Annotated in this window: 17 protein-coding genes, 1 tRNA gene and 1 other RNA gene; 7 read left to right on the top strand and 12 right to left on the bottom strand. The window is 65.8% G+C overall.

Annotated features, from left to right (window positions below):
* Together A5707_RS11570 and A5707_RS11565 are read right to left on the bottom strand one after the other, a co-directional pair.
* On the bottom strand, positions 1-1,358 hold a 1,358-nt coding region (locus A5707_RS11570), incomplete at its 3' end, for an MMPL family transporter (RefSeq protein WP_156657806.1).
* Positions 1,359-1,410: 52 nt separating this feature from the next.
* Positions 1,411-1,842 carry an MmpS family transport accessory protein gene (locus A5707_RS11565; protein ID WP_065014603.1) on the bottom strand — a complete coding sequence of 144 codons (432 nt, stop codon included), beginning with the start codon at positions 1,840-1,842 and terminating at the stop codon, positions 1,411-1,413.
* 333 nt (positions 1,843-2,175) lie between these two features.
* On the opposite strand from A5707_RS11565, the gene A5707_RS11560 reads away from it, so the two are divergent.
* On the top strand, positions 2,176-2,508 hold the full coding sequence (locus A5707_RS11560; RefSeq protein ID WP_065014602.1) for a DUF732 domain-containing protein: 333 nt from the start codon (positions 2,176-2,178) through the stop codon (positions 2,506-2,508).
* Between the two features lie 18 nt (positions 2,509-2,526).
* On the opposite strand, the gene A5707_RS11555 is transcribed toward A5707_RS11560, so the two are convergent.
* The 3 genes from A5707_RS11555 to A5707_RS11545 all read right to left on the bottom strand — a co-directional run bounded on the left by A5707_RS11555 (position 2,527) and on the right by A5707_RS11545 (position 4,596).
* The gene (locus tag A5707_RS11555) at positions 2,527-3,585 is read right to left on the bottom strand and encodes a dihydrodipicolinate reductase (RefSeq protein ID WP_065014601.1); all 1,059 of its coding nucleotides are present in this window, start codon (positions 3,583-3,585) and stop codon (positions 2,527-2,529) included.
* Positions 3,586-3,626: 41 nt separating this feature from the next.
* Positions 3,627-4,448 (bottom strand): hypothetical protein, encoded by an 822-nt coding sequence (locus A5707_RS11550; RefSeq protein WP_065014600.1) that lies wholly within the window; start codon positions 4,446-4,448, stop codon positions 3,627-3,629.
* Positions 4,449-4,510: 62 nt separating this feature from the next.
* Positions 4,511-4,596 (bottom strand) — tRNA-Ser (locus A5707_RS11545).
* Between the two features lie 68 nt (positions 4,597-4,664).
* Here A5707_RS11545 and ffs point away from each other — a divergent pair.
* From ffs to A5707_RS11530, 3 genes are all read left to right on the top strand, one after another.
* Positions 4,665-4,759: signal recognition particle sRNA small type (gene ffs / locus A5707_RS11540), an RNA gene on the top strand.
* A gap of 59 nt (positions 4,760-4,818) precedes the next feature.
* Positions 4,819-6,114 (top strand): aminotransferase class I/II-fold pyridoxal phosphate-dependent enzyme, encoded by a 1,296-nt coding sequence (locus A5707_RS11535; protein WP_065014616.1) that lies wholly within the window; start codon positions 4,819-4,821, stop codon positions 6,112-6,114.
* Between the two features lie 103 nt (positions 6,115-6,217).
* Positions 6,218-7,951 (top strand): DNA polymerase III subunits gamma/tau, encoded by a 1,734-nt coding sequence (locus tag A5707_RS11530; RefSeq protein WP_065014615.1) that lies wholly within the window; start codon positions 6,218-6,220, stop codon positions 7,949-7,951.
* A gap of 15 nt (positions 7,952-7,966) precedes the next feature.
* Here A5707_RS11530 and A5707_RS11525 read toward each other — a convergent pair whose 3' ends face one another.
* Together A5707_RS11525 and A5707_RS11520 are read right to left on the bottom strand one after the other, a co-directional pair.
* On the bottom strand, positions 7,967-9,286 hold the full coding sequence (locus A5707_RS11525; protein ID WP_065014599.1) for a class I SAM-dependent methyltransferase: 1,320 nt from the start codon (positions 9,284-9,286) through the stop codon (positions 7,967-7,969).
* Positions 9,283-10,689: an FAD-binding oxidoreductase gene (locus tag A5707_RS11520; RefSeq protein WP_065014598.1), complete on the bottom strand. Its 1,407-nt coding sequence runs from the start codon at positions 10,687-10,689 to the stop codon at positions 9,283-9,285. Before A5707_RS11520 ends, A5707_RS11525 begins: the two co-directional genes overlap by 4 nt.
* 59 nt (positions 10,690-10,748) lie before the next feature.
* On the opposite strand from A5707_RS11520, the gene A5707_RS11515 reads away from it, so the two are divergent.
* Positions 10,749-11,186, top strand: a complete 438-nt coding sequence (locus A5707_RS11515; protein WP_065014597.1) for an SRPBCC family protein — start codon at positions 10,749-10,751, stop codon at positions 11,184-11,186.
* Between the two features lie 9 nt (positions 11,187-11,195).
* Here A5707_RS11515 and A5707_RS11510 read toward each other — a convergent pair whose 3' ends face one another.
* Positions 11,196-11,891 carry an Rv3717 family N-acetylmuramoyl-L-alanine amidase gene (locus A5707_RS11510; RefSeq protein ID WP_197495315.1) on the bottom strand — a complete coding sequence of 232 codons (696 nt, stop codon included), beginning with the start codon at positions 11,889-11,891 and terminating at the stop codon, positions 11,196-11,198.
* Between the two features lie 166 nt (positions 11,892-12,057).
* Here A5707_RS11510 and A5707_RS11505 point away from each other — a divergent pair, with 166 nt between their 5' ends.
* On the top strand, positions 12,058-12,393 hold the full coding sequence (locus A5707_RS11505) for a YbaB/EbfC family nucleoid-associated protein (protein WP_082969411.1): 336 nt from the start codon (positions 12,058-12,060) through the stop codon (positions 12,391-12,393).
* Positions 12,394-12,402: 9 nt separating this feature from the next.
* Entirely contained in the window at positions 12,403-13,014 is a 612-nt protein-coding gene (recR, locus tag A5707_RS11500) for a recombination mediator RecR (RefSeq protein ID WP_065014595.1), read from the top strand.
* Position 13,015: 1 nt separating this feature from the next.
* On the opposite strand, the gene eccCa is transcribed toward recR, so the two are convergent.
* Genes eccCa through A5707_RS11480 form a run of 4 tightly spaced genes read right to left on the bottom strand, consistent with a single transcriptional unit; the run spans position 13,016 to position 19,804 of the window.
* The gene (eccCa, locus tag A5707_RS11495) at positions 13,016-17,083 is read right to left on the bottom strand and encodes a type VII secretion protein EccCa (RefSeq protein WP_065014594.1); all 4,068 of its coding nucleotides are present in this window, start codon (positions 17,081-17,083) and stop codon (positions 13,016-13,018) included.
* Between the two features lie 2 nt (positions 17,084-17,085).
* Positions 17,086-18,576, bottom strand: coding sequence for a type VII secretion protein EccB (gene eccB, locus A5707_RS11490; protein ID WP_065014593.1), 1,491 nt, complete (start codon positions 18,574-18,576; stop codon positions 17,086-17,088).
* 2 nt (positions 18,577-18,578) lie between these two features.
* The gene (locus tag A5707_RS11485) at positions 18,579-19,490 is read right to left on the bottom strand and encodes a transglycosylase SLT domain-containing protein (protein WP_065014592.1); all 912 of its coding nucleotides are present in this window, start codon (positions 19,488-19,490) and stop codon (positions 18,579-18,581) included.
* On the bottom strand, positions 19,487-19,804 hold the full coding sequence (locus tag A5707_RS11480; protein ID WP_065014591.1) for a DUF2710 family protein: 318 nt from the start codon (positions 19,802-19,804) through the stop codon (positions 19,487-19,489). Before A5707_RS11480 ends, A5707_RS11485 begins: the two co-directional genes overlap by 4 nt.
* Positions 19,805-19,806 lie beyond the last annotated feature (2 nt).

Below are 19,806 nucleotides of genomic sequence, written 5' to 3'. Positions count from 1 at the left end.
TGGTCGGTTTCGACCAGCAGCAGGTCCGGGTTCATCCGGGCCTGCGAGAAATGCCGGTCCGCAGCCGCATAGCCCTCATTGGCCGGGATATCGGTCGGCAGGTAATCGCGGTTGTCGTAGCCGGGTTTGTAACCGGGCAAGGTGATCAGTCCGACCAGCGAGATGGCCACTGTCGCCACCAACACCGGTCCCGGCCAGCGCACGACGGCCGCGCCGATCTTGCGCCAACCCCGAATCCGCATGGCCCGCTTGGGTTCCAGCAGCCCGAACCGGCTGCCGACCACCACGACAGCGGCACCCAGCGTCATCGCGGCCGCGACCATGGTGAGCATGCCGATGGCCAGCGGGACACCCAGGGACTGGAAGTAGGGCAGCCGGGTGAAGCGCAAGCAGAACGTCGCACCGGCGATCGTCAGCCCCGAGCCCAAGATCACATGGCTGGTCCCGCGATACATGGTGTAGAACGCGTTCTCGCGGTCCTCGCCGGCGCTGCGCGCTTCTTGATAGCGGCCGATCAGGAAGATCGCGTAGTCGGTCGAGGCCGCGATCGCCAGCGTCACCAGCAGATTGGTCGCGAAGGTCGAAAGCCCAATGAGGTTGTGGTAGCCCAGGAATGCCACCACGCCGCGCGCTGCGGCCAACTCCAGGAAAACCATCGCCAGCACCAACAGCACGGTGCCGATGGACCGGTAGACGAACAGCAGCATGACGATGATCACCAGGAAGGTCATCCCGGTGATCAGCTTCAGGCTGCGATCCCCGGCGATGTGCTGGTCGGCCAACAGCGGAGCCGCCCCGGTCACGTACGCCTTGACCCCGGGCGGCGCCGGGGTGTCCTTGATGATTTTCTGGACAGCCTCGACGGACTCGTTGGCCAGGCTCTCACCCTGGTTACCCGCCAGATAGACCTGGACATAGGCGGCCAGGCCGTCGGGGCTTTGCGAGCCGGCCGCGGTCAGCGGATCGCTCCAGAAGTCCTGGACGTTCTCGACGTGTTTGGTGTCGGCCCGCAGCTTGGCGACCAGCTCGTTGTAATAGTGGTGGGCCGCATCGCCGAGCGGCTTTTGGCCTTCCAACACGACCATCGCGGAGCTGTCGGACTTGAACTCTTTGAAGTCAGCGCCGACGCGCTTGGTGGCGATCATCGATGGCGCGTCTTTGGGGCTCATCGACACCGTACGCATCTGTCCCACCACGTCCAGCTGGGGGACGATGACATTCAGCAGCACCGTGACAGCCACCCACGCCAGGATGATCGGCACCGCCAGCCGGTGAATCCACAGCGGCAAGCGCTCCCGCACCGCCTGGACCGGGGCCGGCATGGCGTCGGTCGGCGCCTCGGTGACGTCAGTGCTCATGCGCTCCGCTCCTCAATCCCGGCCATGCCGGCATCTTCGTCACCGTCGCGGCTCATGCGGACTTCACCAAGCAGAAGGTCTGGGCGTTCACGCCGCTGCGGATCCTTTCGTCTTTGACGACACCGTCGACGGTGATGCGGCAACCAATGGTGTCGCTGTGCCCCTGCGCCACGATGTTTGGGCTCACCGCAGGGTCAGTCGTCGACAACTTGAGAGACCACGGCAGAGGTGCCGAGTCCACCCGCTTGGGGTCGGCGTTGAGGTCGAGGTAGTTGATGTCGGCCACGGTGCCGTTCGGGCTGAAGATCTCGTAGACCACGACCTTCGGGTTGAACGGCTTGGTGTCTTCGAATACCTGTGACGAGCCGCCCGCGTTGCCGTGCGCACCGAAGTAACCGTGCACCCGGTAGACCGCGAACCCGCCGACAGCGATGACCACTACGACAAGCAACGGCAACCACACGCGTTTGAGAAGCTCAAACATCTGAAAACTTCGCCCCTCTTCCCGTTACTTGCCCGCTCGTGATCTCCTCCGCACCCGAGCCAATCAATGGCGCAGTGCAGCGGTGCGCATCGGCTGAGTCATCGGCTCGGTCGTCGTCATGGGTGCCTCCATCCTGAGCGGGGGCCAAGAAACTCAACTAATTAGCTTGTGTGTAACCTTAGCTACTCTAATCGGAATAGGCGATAGACGGAAACCGGGTGGGGAGGGCATGTAATGACCTGGACAGGCTCGCGGATCAGTGGCGTCGGCCGAGCTTGTCGGCGTACTCCAGATCGGTCTCCAAGTCCGACACGGGGCGGTACGATCCAGCTCATGAAGGTAGCAAGGTTCGCCTCGATCGCCGCTGTCGCCGCCGCAGTCGGCCTGGCCGCCCCGGCATACGCCGACATCGACACCGACTTCGACAACCAGCTCAACACCTACGGCCTGTACGGCGCCCACGACTACAACCCGTATCTGGCCAAGATCGCCTGCCGACGGCTGGGCGACGGGGTCGACCCCGATGCTGCCGCCTCCGCTCGGTTCGTGAAGAACAACCTGGCCAGGGGCACCACCCAGGTGCAGGCGTACCAGTTCCTCGGTACCGCGATCAGCTTCTACTGCCCTGAGCTGGCGCCCAGGCTGCAGAACATCCCCGCGAGCTAGCATTTCGCTCCGCCCTCATTAGGTCGCCGGCACGACTCCGCGAGGCAGCGTCAACGGCAGATCGGCGTAGGTCGCGATACCCGGCGCCGCAGCGACCACTGCCGGGATGGCGTTGATCGTGGGCATTGCCGTCATGATGTGGCCGAGCGTCATGAAATCGGCGATCGTCTCGGCCTGAAAATCCGGTGGCGGCAGGAAACTCACGGTGGTTTTTACGCTCGGACGTCCGTCGACCTGAATCACCCAGCCGTCCTGGTCGATCTTCCAGTCCGGCTCCAACGTTTGGCCTTTGCGCCACCGCACGTTGAGCTCCACGACGGTTTTACCGCCGACGACGCCTTGCCAGCTGGCATAGACGCCGGCGACGCATCCGGCCGGGATGGTCCATGAACCCAGGTCGAGGTCGGCGGTGGTTTGGGCGTATTCCGCCGCGCAGCGCACGTTGTCCAGTTCGACGCCCAGCGCGTCGGCAACCAGCCGTACCGCCTCGCCGAATACCGCAGTGCCCTGCGCCGTCATCGCCGGCAACTCGGGGTCGTCGATCGGTTTGCCGAACCCCACCGGCAGCTCGGTTGCCGGTGAGTCGTAGAAGGTGGTGTCGGCGGCCTCGTTGACGGTGATCTTGTCGACCCGGTCGCACACCACCGCCGATACCACCGCCAGCAACTCGGCGAAGCCCGGGCTGACCCCGGACCCGAACATCGTCGAGCCGCCCTTTTGGCACGCCTCCGCGATGCGCTCGCGGTCGGCGCCGAGATTGTGTCCGGTGATGAACGACGCCGTCGCGACCACGTTGGCGCCGGTGGACAAGATCCGTACCAGCTCCTCGACGTCAATCCACATCGGGTTGTAGACCACGCAGTCGGGCTTCAGCGCCAGCAGCGCGTCGACGTCGTCAGTGGCGGCTAGGCCAAGCGGCGCAACGCCACACAGCTCGCCGACATCGCGGCCCACCTTGTCGGGCGACCAGGCGTAGCACCCCACGAGTTCCAGCATCGGGTTCGCGGCGATCGCTTGAACCGAGCTCTTCCCGACGTTTCCCGTTGTCCATTGGACAACCCGATAACTGTTTGGCACTCGCTCAGCATAGGAAAGGAGCGCCGCAGTTGATAGCCCTACTAATCCTCGACGGTGACGCCACCGCGTGAACGCTTGCGCCGGCGTGACGACGCCTTGCCGCTCGGGCGCCGGTTACGTAAACCACCCCGGGGCTTTTCGGTGGCGAGGGTGTCCTCGGCGGCGGGCAGCTCGTCGGCGGTCGACTCGGGTTCTTCGGCGCTCGACTCGGCGATCTCGGTGGGCTCGGCCTCCGCTTCGACGGTCTCGGTGGGTTGATCGTCGGCCGCGACGGTCTCGTCCTCGGCCGCGACGGTTTCCGTCGCTTCCGTCTCAGCGGCTTCGGTTTCGGTTTCCTCCGCCTCGGCCGCTTCGGCCGCTTCGTCGGTCTCGGCGTCCTTCTTGCCGCGCAACCGGCGCTTCTTGGGTTTCTTCGGCTTCAACGGTTTCGGCGGTGGCGGCGGCAGCTCGGCGACAAAGGACAGGTAGAAGCCGAAGATCCCGAGCAGCGCGATCGCGGCCGCCGCGCCATAGATCCCGAACAACCACTGTCCGGCGGCATCAAGACTCAGCCAGATTTCGCTGATCGCGGCGCCGACGATCAGCACCCCGGCCAGCACGTGCGCGACGATCGACCAGGTTCGCAGGCTGAGCGCCAGCTGCGGGGTGCCGTACTCCGGCTTACGAGTACGCAACAACGTGAACACCACCGGCAAGGCGGTCAGGGCGATCAGCACTCCGGTCGCGATCCGCAGCGCGGTGCCCAAGGTGTGCGAAGTGTGGCCCATCAACTCAGGCCAGCGCGGCAACACGAAGAAGAAATAGAGGAAGCCGGCAACAACCGAGAACAACGCGTGCCACAGAGTGGCGACGGTGCGCCCCATACCCCTCCTCAACTTGGTGGTCAGGCGCGACCATCGAGGCTGGTCGCGCCCCAGACCGAGCGCGGAGGATGCGGGATTTGAACCCGCGAGGGCTATTAACCCAACCCGCGTTCCAGGCGAGCGCCATAGGCCACTAGGCGAATCCTCCGTCGGCCATGGTAGCCGAGCTGTCAGTGAGCGCCCTCGGTCACCGCGCAAGTCGGGTACTACACTCTCGGTGGACCCCGCGCGGCGTTTATCCTGTGAACTCCCCCAGGGCCGGAAGGCAGCAAGGGTCAACGGGCTCTAGCGGGTGCGCGGGGTCCCCCATGTCGGAGCCAGCGGGGTGGTCCGACTTTTGTTACTCACGGCGTTGACGATGAAAGGGCGCATGGTGTCGTTGGGCTCCTTCAGCACCCTCAGCTCCGCGGACCTCGCCGCCCTGCACGCCCGCCACCAGCAGGACTACGCCGAACTGCAGGCCATGAAGCTGGCGTTGGATCTCACTCGCGGAAAGCCGTCGAGCGAACAGCTCGACCTGTCCAACGCGCTGCTGGGCCTGCCGGGAGAGGACTTCCGCGACGCCGAGGGCACCGACACCCGCAACTACGGCGGCCTGCACGGGTTACCGGAGCTGCGAGCGATATTCGGTGAACTGCTCGGCATCGGTGTGCCCAACCTGATCGCGGGCAACAACGCCAGCCTCGAGTTCATGCACGACGTGATCGTCTTCTCGATGCTGCACGGCGGCGTGGACTCGCCGCGGCCCTGGCGCGACGAGCCGAGCGTCAAGTTCCTGTGCCCGGTGCCCGGGTACGACCGCCATTTCGCCATCACCGAGACGCTGGGCATCGAGATGATCCCGATCCCGATGCGCGAGGACGGTCCCGACGTCGACCTGATCGAGGAACTGGTCGCCGCCGACCCAGCGATCAAGGGCATGTGGGCGGTGCCGGTGTTCGCCAACCCGACCGGGGTGACCTACTCTTGGGAGACGGTTCGGCGCCTCGTCCAGATGCAAACTGCGGCAAGCGATTTCCGGCTGTTCTGGGACAATGCCTACGCCGTGCACACCCTGACGATGGACTTCGTCCGCCAAGTGGACATCTTGGGGTTGGCGGCCGCCGCAGGCAATCCCAACCGACCCTATGTCTTCGCGTCGACGTCGAAGATCACCTTCGCCGGCGCCGGGGTCAGCTTCTTCGGTGGATCACTGGGCAACATCGCCTGGTACCTGCAGTATGCGGGTAAGAAGTCGATCGGCCCGGACAAAGTCAACCAGCTACGGCATCTGCGCTTCTTCGGCGACGCCGACGGGGTACGCCTGCAGATGCTTCGCCACCAGCAGATCCTGGCCCCGAAGTTCGCGCTGGCGCTGGAGATCCTCGACAAGCGCCTGGGCGAGTCCAAGATCGCCTCGTGGACCGAGCCGAAAGGCGGCTACTTCATCAGCCTTGACGTGCTGCCCGGCACGGCGCGGCGCACCGTGGCGCTGGCCAAGGACGCCGGCATCGCGGTGACCGAGGCGGGCGCGTCGTTCCCGTACCGAAAAGACCCGGACGACAAGAACATCCGGATCGCCCCGACCTTCCCGTCGTTACCCGACTTGCGCAACGCAATCGACGGGCTGGCGACGTGTGCGCTGCTGGCCGCAACCGAGTCCATGGTCAAATCGCCGACCCCATGACGCCGAGCGTGAAGTCAGGTTCACGTTCGCGCACGAGCGTGAAACCAGCTTCACGCTGGGCGGGGGCAGCCGTCCGTCGGACCGCGTCGGTAGCCTGCTGACTGTGGCTCTCTACCGCAAGTACCGACCGGCAACCTTCGCCGAGGTCGTGGGGCAGGAGCACGTCACCGAACCGCTGTCGACCGCGCTGGCGGCGGGTCGCATCAACCACGCCTATCTGTTTTCCGGCCCACGCGGCTGTGGGAAGACGTCGTCGGCGCGCATTCTGGCCCGCTCGTTGAACTGTGCGAAGGGGCCGACCCCCACCCCGTGCGGCGTGTGTGAATCCTGCGTCGCGCTGGCGCCCAACGGGCCCGGCAGCATCGACGTCGTCGAACTCGACGCCGCCAGCCACGGCGGCGTCGACGACACCCGCGAGCTACGGGATCGGGCCTTCTATGCGCCGGCCCAGTCGCGTTACCGGGTATTCATCGTCGACGAAGCGCACATGGTGACCACCGCCGGCTTCAACGCACTGCTCAAGATCGTCGAGGAGCCGCCCGAACATCTGATCTTCGTCTTTGCCACCACCGAGCCGGAAAAAGTGCTGCCGACGATCCGGTCGCGCACTCATCACTACCCGTTCCGGCTGCTGCCGCCGCGCACCATGCGGGCACTGATCGAGCGGATCTGTGAGCAAGAGGGTGTCGTCGTCGACGAGGCGGTGTATCCGTTGGTGATCCGCGCGGGCGGCGGCTCGCCGCGCGACACGCTCTCGGTGCTCGACCAGTTGCGCGCCGGCGCCGACGACAACCGAATCGGCTACCAGCGGGCACTGGGTCTGCTCGGCGCCACCGACGTTGCGCTGATCGACGTCGCCGTCGACGCGCTGGCCGCCGGCGACGCGGCGGCACTGTTCGGGGCGGTGGAGTCGGTCATCGACGCCGGTCACGACCCCCGCCGGTTCGCCACCGACCTGCTGGAGCGGTTCCGGGATCTTCTTGTGTTACAAGCAGTTCCGGACGCCGCAGCGCGCGGTGTGGTGGATGCCCCCGAAGACGTGCTGGACCGGATGCGGGATCAGGCCACCCGGATCGGCCCAGCGACGCTGACGCGGTACGCCGAAGTGGTGCAGGCCGGCCTGGGTGAGATGCGCGGTGCGACGGCGCCGCGGCTGCTGCTGGAGGTGATCTGCGCCCGGCTGCTGCTGCCGTCGGCCAGCGACACCGAGTCGGCGCTGCTGCACCGGCTCGAGCGAATCGAAACCCGGCTGGAGATGTCCATCCCGTCGGATACCCCGCCGAAGGCGGCCCCGCCGAAGGCGCCCACGCCGAAGGCCGCCGCGCCCGAGGCCGTCCCGCCCCCTCCCCAGCCGAAAGCGCCTCGGCCGCAACCCGACACGGTCTCCGAACCGACGCCCGCGACTGCCTCGGGTGAGCCCGGCGCGGCCGCGGTGCGAACACTGTGGCCCACCGTGCGCGACAAGGTCCGTCAACGCAGCCGCACCACCGAAGTGATGCTGGCCGGGGCAACCGTCCGCGCGGTCGAAGGCAACACGTTGGTGCTGAGCCATGAGTCGGCACCGCTGGCCAGGCGGCTCTGCGAGCAACGCAATGCCGATGTGATCGCCGAAGCCCTCAAAGATGCACTCGGGGTGAACTGGCGGGTGCGCTGCGAGCCCGGCGTGGCCGCGGCGCCGCCGGTCGAAGATGGCAACCCTGTTCAGCCCACCGAAGAGGACAGCATGCTCGCCGAGGCCGGCCGCGATGACGCGGCAGCGCCGCGCCGCGATCCCGAAGAGGCAGCCCTGGAATTGCTGCAGAACGAACTCGGCGCACGCCGCATCGACAACGTTTAGCGGTGCTACCGCAACTTACGGCTGCCACCACGGCCGCAGCGGCAGCCCGCCGTCGTCGCCGCGCGCGTCGGACTTGACTGCCAGCACGTGATGCAGCTGAATCTTGTTCTGCTCGAACCCGACTCGCGAAGCCGCCATGTACAGCCCCCAGACTTTGGCGATGGGCAAACCGACCTCGTCGACCGCCTCATCCCAGTGCGCGACCAGGTTGCGGCACCAGTCCCGCAACGTCATCGCGTAGTGATGGCGGAAATTCTCCTCGTGCACAACCTCTAGTCCGGTCTCTTGGATCTCGGTGGTGATGCGCCCGGAGCCGGTCAATTCCCCGTCAGGAAAGACGTAGCGGTCGGTGAAGCCGCTGCCGCTGTACTTCGACCGGTTGTCGTGGCGCGTGATGCAGTGATTGAGCAGCAGCCCGCCGGTGCGCAGTTTCGACTTGAGGAAACCGAAGTAGGCCGGATAGTTCTTGACACCGATGTGCTCGGTCAGGCCAATCGATGACACTGCGTCGAACCCGCCTTCGCGAACGTCGCGGTAGTCGGAGTGCCGCACCTCCGCCAACTCCCCCAAACCCTCGGCCTCGATCGCCCGTTGCGCCCAGGCGGCCTGTTCGGCAGACAGCGTCGCGCCGATCGCGCGGACACCGTGGCGGGCGGCGTAGCGGACCATGCCGCCCCAGCCGCAGCCGACGTCGAGCAATCGGTCGCCGGGCCGCAGCCGCAGTTTGTCGAAGATCAGCCGGTACTTGTTGTCCTGGGCTTCCTCCAACGTGGCCTCGGGGTGCGGGTAGACCGCGCAGGTGTAGGTCATCGACGGTCCAAGCACCCACTCGTAGAAGGTGTTGGACACGTCGTAGTGGTGATGGATGGCTTCGGCGTCACGGGTTTTACTGTGCCGCAAGCCTTCTGCGATGCGACGCCACCGCGGCAGCGCCTCCTGCGGCGGCGGCGCGACGGGCAGCAGCCGCTCGAACCCGATGGAGCGCACGACGTTGGCCAACACCAGCGGCGAGGGTCGTTTGAAATCGAGCTTGTCGACCAGCGCTGTGAGCAGCTCGTAGGGATCGCCGGGATGCACGCCGTGTGCCTGCAGATCACCGGAGACGTAGGCGCGGGCCAGCCCGAGCTCGCCGGGCGCGGTGGCCAGGTAGGTGGTGCCGCGCGGAGTCAGCAGGTCCAGGCCCAGCACGGCATCGTCGGGGCCGGCGCTGCTGCCGTCGTAGGCGGTGAACTTCAACGACTGCTTACTGCCTTCGGTGAAGATCGCCAGGATCTCGGCCAGGCTCAATTTGCCGCTGGCCGGTGCATGTGTCCGGCCCTCTTTGATCGCCGTCATCGTCGTTGCACCGCCTTCGCGTAGAGGTCCAGGAGACGCGAGTCCGGGTCATACATCTTCTTGACCGTTTTGTAGGCTTCCCCGCCGTAGAGTTCGTCGAATTCCTCACGGCTGTAGTAGGACTCGGAGTACAGCGACTTGTGCCCGTCGAGCTCGCTGACCTTCGCCTCGATCAACCGGTTCGTCGCACCCTCGGTGGCGCCGACCGGCACCGACGACCAGAAGCCGGCGTTGACGTAGGTGCGGCCCGCGCGGATGGGATACAGCGGCCAGCCGTCCTGGTCGCGCAGCCGCAGCGGGCATAGCCAGACCGGCGTGATCGGCACAGTGTCCAAAAACCAGGTCAGGAATTCGTCGATGCGCTCGATCGGTACCTCGATGTCTTGCACCACCCGCTCGCGCGGCGGGCGCCCATTGCGCTTCTCGATCCGGTCGGCGATATCGAATCGCTGGTCCAAGGCCACCAGCTTCCAGTAGAAGCTGCTGCGCCGGTAGCGGCGTGGCCACCACCACCGCACCCGGGGGTTCTGCGCGCCGAACGAGCGTGAACACCAGAACCAGTCCGTATCCCACCGCCAGAAGTAGTCGTGCATCGTCAACCGGTCTTCTTTGCTGCCGGTGTCGTGCTGGATCGAGCGGTAGTAGATGTTCTGCCCGGTGTAGTCGCTGACCGGGCCCGGTGTGGCGGTCCGCGCACCGAGGCACAGGTAGCTCTCGTCGGCACTGAACACCACCCCATCGAGGTAGTCGACGGGCACACCGTCCCATCCGCCGGTGTCGATGATGCGATCCATCGCCGCCACCATGTCGGTCAGCGCATGAAAGCGCAGGTGCCGCAGCGCGACGAAAGGCTTGATGGGCTCCAACGCGATCCGCAGCCGGGTCGAATAACCAAGGGTGCCATACGAATTCGGAAACGCCCGATACAGGTCGGGGTGCTGTTGCGGCGAGACGGTGAGCAACTCGCCGGCCCCGGTGAGAATGTCCATCTCGAGCACCGACTCGTGCGGCAAGCCGTTGCGGAACGACGCCGACTCGATGCCCAGCCCGGTGACCGCGCCGCCGAGGGTGATGGTCTTGAGCTGCGGCACGACCAGCGGCGACAGCCCGTACGGCAGCGTCGCGGCAACCAGGTCCTCATAGGTGCACATGCCGGCCACGTCGGCGGTGCGCGCCTCGGGGTCGACGGAAATGACGTTGGTCAACCCCGATGTGTCGAGCCCCGGCGCAGTTCGTTTGCTGCGGGCGCGAAACAGATTGGACGTGGGCTTGGCAAGCCGGACGGACGCCGTCGCGGGAATGGAGCGATAGCTTCCCAATAACCGCTCGACGCCCGCCCGGTGTAAGTCGGCTTGGCGAACAGGCACCACAGTTACCCTAGTCCCCGACACCGGCCAACGCATCGATCCAGCGGCGTGCGGCACACAGTGTCAGCACATCCACAGTGAAGGAGTCTTGCCTGATGGGACAGGTCAGCGCAGCCAGCACGATCTTGATCAATGCGCAGCCCGAGGCGGTGCTGACCGCCGTCGCCGACTACCAGAACGTCCGCCCCAAGATCCTCTCCGAGCACTATCGCGACTACCAGGTACTGCAAGGCGGCCAGGGTCAAGGCACCGTTGCCAGGTGGAAGCTGCAGGCCACTAAATCCCGGGTTCGCGATGTGCAGGCCAGTGTCGATGTCGCCGGTCATGCCGTCATCGAGAAGGACGCCAACTCGACGATGGTCACCAACTGGACGGTGGCGCCGGCGGGCCCGGGTTCCAGCGTCACCGTCAAGACCACCTGGACCGGCGCGGGCGGGGTCAAGGGGTTCTTCGAGAAGACGTTCGCCCCGTTGGGGCTGAAGAAGATCCAGGCCGAGGTGCTGGCCAACTTGAAGAAGGAACTCGAGAGCTGACGCGCCGGGCTAGCTTCGGCTGGCCTGGCTGCCCAGGAACCCCGCGATGCCCTTGACCACGGCATCGGCGTACTTCTGCCGGCCGGCGGGGGTCTGCATCAGCGCCGAGTCGGCGGGGTTTTTCATGTTGCCCAGTTCGACGAGCACCGACGGGTATTGCGCCAGGTTCAGACCGGCGAGGTCGGATCTTCCGTAAAGACCGTCTTGGCCGATGTAGTTGGCCGGCGGGATACCCGATGCCTGCAGCTGGTCGCGCATGATCCGGGCGAACTGCACGGATGGGCCGGCCTGGGCTTGGTTGAGTGGCGGCGCCGAGTAGTTGACGTGAAATCCCCGCCCGGTGGCCGGACCGCCGTCGGCGTGGATGCTCACGATCGCATTCGGGTGTAACGCGTTGGCCATTTCGGCGCGCTGGTCGACGCAGGGGCCCAGCGCGTCGTCGTTTCCGCGTGACAGGGCGGTGCGGGCACCCAGCGCGTTGAGCGCGGCGCGGATTCGCAGCGTGGTGTCCCAGGTGAACGTGTGCTCTGGATAGCCGTCGTTGGCCGACGTGCCGCTGGCCTGGCAGTCTTTGGTGCCCCCGCGGCCGGTGGGCACCTGACGGCCGATGGAAGCATCGTTGGCCCCGTTGTGCCCAGGATCGAGAAACACGATCATTCCGGCGATGTTGGTGGGCACGGCGGTGGCCGGCGCCGGAGCAACCATGAATACCGCAGCGGTGATGGCAATCCCGACACGCAGGCAAACGACTGATACGCGCACCGCGCCACGGTAGCCCGGCGCCGACTAGGCTTGATGTTTCGAACCGCCCGATCGACGTAGCCGCAACCGAGCCGAAACCAACTCGAGACCACAACGCAAGGGGACCGTCATGCAACCTGGAGGCCAGCCCGACATGTCGGCGCTGCTCGCGCAGGCGCAGCAGATGCAACAACAACTGATTGCCGCCCAGCAGCGACTTGCCAATTCCGAGGTGCACGGCAAAGCCGGCGGCGACTTGGTCGACGTCACGGTCAAGGGCAGCGGCGAGGTTGTGGCGATCAAGATCGATCCCAAGGTCGTCGACCCTGACGACGTCGAGACGCTGCAGGATTTGATCGTCGGCGCGCTGGCTGATGCCTCCAAGCAGGTCACCACGATGGCGCAGGAGCAACTCGGCCCGCTAGCTGGCGGGATGGGCAGCGCGCTGGGCATGCCGGAGTCCTGACGCACCGACATGTTTGAGGGACCTGTCCAGGACCTGATCGACGAGCTCGGCAAGCTGCCGGGCATCGGGCCGAAGAGTGCACAGCGCATTGCGTTCCACCTGCTGTCGGTGGAACCGACCGATATCGACCGGCTCGCTGCAGTTCTGGGCAGGGTCCGCGACGGTGTGCGGTTTTGCGCGGTGTGCGGCAACGTCTCCGACGACGAACGGTGCCGCATCTGCGCGGATCCGCGCCGCGACGGTTCGGTGGTGTGCGTGGTCGAGGAGCCCAAAGATATCCAGGCCGTGGAGCGCACCCGTGAGTTCCGCGGTCGCTACCACGTGCTGGGCGGAGCGTTGGATCCGCTGTCTGGGGTCGGTCCCGAGCAGCTGCGGATCCGCGAGTTGCTGAACAGGATCGGTGAGCAGACCGACGGGGTGGACATCACCGAGGTGATCATTGCCACCGACCCCAACACCGAGGGCGAGGCGACGGCCACCTACCTGGTGCGGATGTTGCGCGACATTCCCGGCCTGACGGTGACCCGGATCGCGTCCGGGTTGCCGATGGGCGGTGATCTGGAGTTCGCCGACGAGTTGACGCTGGGCCGTGCGTTGACCGGCCGTCGCGCGATGGCGTAACTCAGTCGGGCGCCCCCACCAACACACCCTCGATCGCGCCGTCGATCGTCACCAACAAACCGCGGCCGGGTGGCAACTGCTGGGCGTTGACCCGACCAAAGACTTTCACCGTCGCTGGGTCGTTGTCCATGAACAGAGTCGGTGCCCGCGAGCCGATCATCTTCTGTAGGAACGGGTTCATCACCGACACCCCGGCCCAGTTGCCGGGCAACCGCGAAGCGATGACATGCAGGCCGATGTCGCGGCTGCGTTCGATCAAACCCCACAGCGGTGCGGTGGCGGCCGATTTTCCGATCCCTCCGTGCGGCCGCAACTCCTGCTCGTCGTCGATCAGCACGAAATGGCGGGGGCCGTCCCAGGTGTCCCGGTTGAGGAGTTCCTCTTGGCTCAGACCCGACGGCGGCAGACGGTGGATCATGAGTTGCGCCAACTCTTCGACCACCTCGTCGATGTCCTCGGGGGTGTACGCGTAGGCGCGGACATGCGGGCCGCGGATTGCGCCGATCAGTGAGGTCTTCGGGTCGATGATCGTGATCTGCGCCTGCTCAGGCCCGAATCGGCTGATGATCGCCTGGCCCAACGCCGCCAAAGCCGTGGTTTTGCCGCATGATTGGCGTCCCACCACGAGCAAGTTGGGCAGGGTACGCATTGGCAGCGCCACCGGTTGTAAGGCGCTCTCACCGATCGCGAATGCGACGTTGAGCGGATCGGCCGCCTGGTCGCTGCCGGCAAACCGGGCGATAATCCGGGTCAGCGCAACGTGTTCGGGCAGGCGGGCAAGGGCCTCGATCCGCTGCACACCGGACAGCCCCGCGATGACGGCTCCCACCTCGCGCGTCGCCAACCGCGCACCATCGGCGGCGGTGATCTCGGGTACCCCGACCAGCAACTCATGTCCCTGCGGGGTGAGACCGAATCCCGGCTTGTCCAGGGTGTTTCGCGCGGCCTTGCGCTGCTCGATCCCGGTACCCATCTGCGACTCGTCGGGATTGCTGAGCCGCAGTTGTATCCGCGCGTTCGACACGTTGAGCAGGGCTTGCTTCTGTCCGATCAGCCACGCGTTGGCACTGGTAATGACGTGCACGCCATAGGAGAGTCCCTGTCGGGCGATGGCGATCGCCCGATCACCGATGGCGCTGTCCTTCTCGTAGAGGTCGCCGAAGTTGTCGATCACCAAAAACACGTCGCCGAATCTGTCGCCAGGGTCTGCGGCGGCGCCACCCGCCGCGCCGAAGCGCCGCTCGCGGAACGCGGCGATGTCGATCTGATGGTGCTTGAACGACCCCTCTCGCGCCCGGATCACGGCCTCGACCGAGGCGATGGTGCGTGATACGCCTTCGCTGTCGGTCAGGCTGACCACCGACGCCACATGCGGGATTGGTTCGACCGGGAACAGCGACGCGCCAATGCAGAAGAACGTCACCCGCTCCGGCCGATACATCAATGCCGCGGCCGCCGTCAACGTCATCAACGTGGTCGACTTACCGCGTTGGGCAGTGGCGACAACCATGATGTTGTCCATCTCGGCGTCGATGGCGTGCACGCGCTGCGCGTGCTCGTCGGGCACGTCGACCATGCCGACCGGGAAGATCAGCCCCCGGTTTTGGCCATAGTCCACGTGCCAGGGCTTGCCGCGCCAGCGCGACACCAGTGCATCGACCGGCTCGCTGACGTCCAGCGGCGGAAGCCAGATCTGATGCGGCGGACGTGCGGGGTGAGCAGCGAGCGACTCGCGGATCACGTCGACCAGCTTCTTCTTCCGGAAGCCGTCGGAATCGTAGAGGAATTCGTCGGGATGCTCGGGCTGGTCAGCGACCGCCAGCGCTGCGCTGTCCGCGTCGTTGAGTGGCTGGTATTCCCAGCTGAGGGAGCGCGGTTTAGAGAAACCGACATTCACGGTGTGATTCAGCTGGGCTGCTTGCTTCGGCAGAACGAACGGCGCCGAGACATAGAAGCACCGAAACTGCTCCAAGTCACGGGGTCCGACCTTGAGCAGTGCATAGCCGTTCTCCTTCGACGGCAGGTGCAAAGCCGCATCGCTGCCGATCACGTCACGGGAGTCCTCGGCGGTCTCGGCGCGCAGCGCCACCCGAAAAGCGATGTTGCTCTTGACCTTGCTCAGTGATGACAGGTCCAGCCGTTGGCCGCCGAGTGTGAAGAACACGTTGCATCCGCGGCCCTCTTGCCCGATATGGATGACCAGGTCGATCCACTGCGGTTGGTGAATGAATAGCTCCAAATATTCGTCGATGATGACCAAGAGGATGGGCACCGGCTCCAAATCGCGTCCGGCCAGCCGCATCTCCTCGTACTCATTGGCATCTCGGGCACCAGCCATCTTGAAAAGCCGATAGCGCCGGGCGATTTCACCGTTGATGGCTTTGCGCATCCGCTCGGCGAGGTGCCGATCGTCCTTGCCAAGGTTGGAAAGTGAACCCGCGACATGCGGGAATCCCGTCAGGTCCTGGGCCGCGGATTCGAACTTCATGTCGACGAAGATCACATTGAACGCCTCGGGTGAATGCGACAGCGCAATCCCGTTGCACAACGACAAGAAGTACTCGGACTTGCCCGACCCGGATGTGCCGATCACCACCGAATGGAAGCCGTATCCACCGAAGTCTTTGGCGCGCAGAATGACATGTTGCAGTTCATTGCCGCGTTTCACGCCGACGGGAACCATCGCCCAGTTCGGATCGCCACGTCCGCGGCTTTCGGCCCAAAGCCGATCGACATCGAGGTTGCGAGCATCGGTGATGCCCAACGCGCGCAGCAGGTCGCCGCCCTGGCTCTGCGTTTCGGGCAATTCTTCGTGGCCGCACGGCGACCACCGCGCCAGAGCCCGCGCGTAGCGGTCAGCGGTAGTTGCGGCGAGCCGGTCGGCGACGGCGTAGAAACTGTCGCGGTGCCACAGCCGGCCGCCGCGAAGTGTGAAGCGCTCGTTGTCGTCGGTGAACCCCACGCCGACGCCGGTTCGGGTGGTCAACCGCAGCAACGTGATTCCGGTCATACCCTTCTGACCGGTGACGCTCTCCCACTGTTCGGCCATTCCGACACCGTCGTCGATGATCAGCCAATGCGGGCCCAACGTCAGACCGCTCGGCGACGGCACCGACGTTGGACTGGCCTCGGTTGGCGGTGTCCAGGGCCCACGGCCTTTACGGTGCAACTCGGCGTCGAGCGTCTCCTCGAGTTCGGTGGGTGAGGCGAACACCAGTCGCCGCATCCCGCACGCGTCGAACATTTCGTCGTGCTGGTTGTGCGGCAGCCAGACCAGCCAGGACCACCGGTACGGTTGACGGGTGACCAACAAGAATTTCAGGTCGCTGGGATTGTGGTAGACCGCGAGTGAGCACAAGACCGACCGCGCCAGGGCGTGCAGTTGGCCGGAATCCTCGCTGGTGAAACTGAACCCGGGTCTCGATCGCAAGCTCAGCACCTTGCCGATGTCGCGAATTTTGGTCTGCTCCACAATGAAATCTCGGAACGCGCCGCCGGTGACCGGCTCGAGCTCTTCGCCGACGGGGATGTCAGGCCACTGCAACGACACCGCTGATTCACTGGTCTGCTGGACACCGATCCCGAGGCGGACGTCGAGGAAGTCGGGGTCACCCGGCCGGCGCTCCCACATCCGCGGGCCGCCGATGACACCGTCCAGCCGCCGGGGATCAGCGTGGACGAACAATTGGCTACGTCGTTGGCGCTGCGCAGCATGCTGTACTTCGTCACGGTCCTCGTCGAGTTGACGCAGATAGCCGCGCCGCTGCTTTTCCTGCTCGCCCCAACTGATTCGGCGGCCCCGGGCGAAACGACCGCTGAACATCAGCGCGCCGAATCCGAATAACCCCATCATCGGGAACACGCCGGACTGCAGCGAACGGGCGCCCGACGCGTACATCACCACGAGCGTGCCGAAGATTCCAACCAGCAGCGCCGGAAAGGCGATCATCACCACGATGTTTCGTGGTTCGCGCTGCGGCAGGGCCAGGGGCGAAGCGACCGCCACCCGGGTGGGCCGCACAACCGGCGGAGGTGTGCGCACGCCGATGACGAAACTGCGTTTCGACACGGTTAACCTCCTGCTGTGCGGTTGTCGGCTCCGGGGATCGGTGCCACGGGGCCGCCGCCGGCGATGGTGTCGCGCGCCAGCAGGGCGCTGTCGCGACTGATCGCCGGCCCGGCGGCGAATGTGCGCACGATCGGCCACGGCGCCTGCACCGCGCCACGCGGATCCAGCGCCAGCGCGTGCAAAGTCTGCTGGTCCCATTGGATTCCGTACCGCACGCCTTGGGGCGACAGCCAGTACAAGCTTTCCCGACTAACGGAGGTGACCGCGCCGCTGGTGATGGCCACCAGATTCGCCGCGCCCGGCAACACCAGCGTTTGATCGGCTTCGACCGAGTCGGCGCTACGGTCATCACGCACCAACCGCACCAGGTGCGAGTCCATGCTCAGCGGGACCGGTAGGCGTCGGCCGTTGATCACTGCGATCTCCGCCTGCGGATCACCGGTCTGCTTCTTCCACGTCAGGCAGGTGACCGGATTCGCGGTCGTGTCGACGAAAGTCAGCTTGCCCGACGGGTAGTAGTCGACGTCGAGCCCGTCGACAGCCGGAATATTGACGAGTTTGCCCGGCGGAATCAACCTGGGTGTGGCCGAGCCCTGCGGATCCGCGGTGCGCAGCAGGTCTGCGACGAAGCCGCTGATCTTTTGCACACCGTTCGCCAACAGCACGTAGAAGCCGCTGACAGCGCCCGTGGCGTCACGTGTTTCCAGCACGTTGCCCACGGTCACATCCGGCAGCCACGTCGACGGTTCTCCTGCTTCCGGAATTACCGGCACCACAAGCGGTTCCGTTGCCGGTAGGGCGTCGTATAAGGCGTTGGAGATGCTGATCGGACGTGTCACGGCCGGGTCGAGGCCCAGGTTGAAGGTGACGGATCGGTCGCTGAGATCGATGCGTGATCGGTGGCCACCCCAGATCACATACGTCGCATCACGGTGGCTCGCCAAGATGGCCTGCCCGGGCGCCATCGGGGCGGACCCGGCCGGAAGCCGACCCGCGATGGACGTCACCACCGGTGTTGCGTTACCGCCGCGGGCGGGGGCGGTATCGCATATCGACCAGGCCGATGTAGCGGTCAACCGGACATTGAAGTTGTCGGGTATCCCCGGGATACCGATCATCGGTCCGGTTGGATGGCGGGCGATCTCGCTGGCTTTGACCCATGCGGGAGCAGCCGCGCTGCCGACCGCCAGCCGCGCCGAGGCCAGGTTGAGCGCGGGATAGAGCCGACCGTCGACTTTGGCGTAGATTCCGCCGGTGTCGCGGTCACCGACAATTGGCGACTGCCCCACTAACCCGGCCGGTTTCATGAAGTGCAGCAACGTCATCCACCCGATACCGAGCATCACGAACACCGCCGACAACGCCAGTGCGGCCTGCTGTTTGCGGTCATCGTGCTTCATCCGAACCGAATAGCGGGTGATCGCTGCGCGCAGCCGCCGGTTGTAGAACAGGTGCCCGGAATTCTGGTCTCGATTCGACAAGTTGAGCGGCACGATCAATATCCCTTGGGCGGCCGATGTGGATCTGCCTGCTGTACCAGCGCAGCAAGGTTGGCCCCGTCCGGGCCGACGCCGTAGCGTCGCATCACATAGTTGATCGACGCGCAGATATTGGCAATCGGGTCATAGATATTGGTCGACGTCCCGGGTTGGTGATACCGCGCGAACGTGGCCGGAATCGTTTGAGTGAGGCCGCGGGCATACCCGAGCCGGTGGCCATCGGCCTGCACCGGCCCCGGCTGGGTGGCCGGCTCCGACGCGACCGCCGATGGCCGCCCGCCCGATTCGCGGGCGATCAACGTTTCGTACCCACGCAGCCAGTTGCGCCGCGCGCCGGGATCGACAATGCCCAGCCGATCGAGTGCGGCACCGATGCGTGCCCGGACACGGCCGGGCTGATATGCCCGCTCAAAGCGCACCGCGGCGAGCGGGATGGCTGCCGCCCGCGATCGTTGCTCGCTGGGAAGTCGGCGCGGGTAGCGGAGGCGTCGGAGCTGACGGGTGAGAATGCGTGCGTGTCGGCGGGAGCGCTGAATGTGCTGCCGCTGCAGGCGCAGTCGCGCCGCGGTGCGGCGCAGGAATTCCCGGCGGCCCACCGGGGTATCGACGGCCGGCATCGAGTCCGCGTGTGCCGCGTCGAGGACGGTGCGCGTGTGGTGTCGCGCCTGCGCATGCTGAGTTGCCGCGTCGGCCAGCACTGTGGTCAGTACGGCGTCGGCGGCCGCGGCCCGGCGCAGCCCCGCCGCCATCCGCCGTATGGCCGGCATCGTGAATTGTGGTGCGCTGCGCGCCCCCACATCGCTGAGCAGTGGGGCGGGCACCGAGGCCTCGACCCGCTGTCCGGCGTATAGCGCATGCCCGCGGGCCAAGAGTTCGAGTGCTTGCCCGGTCAGCGGGACGACTGTCACCGGAGCTTTCCGCCGTAGCGTGCTGCGTTGTCGGCTTCAGCCTCTTCGCGCAGGGCGGCGATCGCAAGGTTCAGCCGGTCGGCCAGTTCGCCGTGGCTGTAGCCGGTCATCACGTCGGGATGCAGGCTCAACTCGATCAACTTGCCGTCGGCGTTGGCGACCGCCTGCACATCGCCCAAGTCGACGCTGTAAGTGATTGTCTCTGCCTCGGTGACAAGGGCCTCCCAGCGGTCGGCCGCCTCGCGCAGATCCCGCAGAACCGACTCGACAAGATCGGTTTCGCTCAGCTGCGTGCGACTCCCCCGCCCCGGCATCG

Origin of the sequence: Mycobacterium kyorinense (genome assembly GCF_001672775.1) — a bacterium.
GTDB classification, from domain to species: domain Bacteria; phylum Actinomycetota; class Actinomycetes; order Mycobacteriales; family Mycobacteriaceae; genus Mycobacterium; species Mycobacterium kyorinense_A.
The sequence above is the reverse complement of the archived record's forward strand: the minus strand, read 5'-3'. Positions and strand labels throughout refer to the sequence as shown.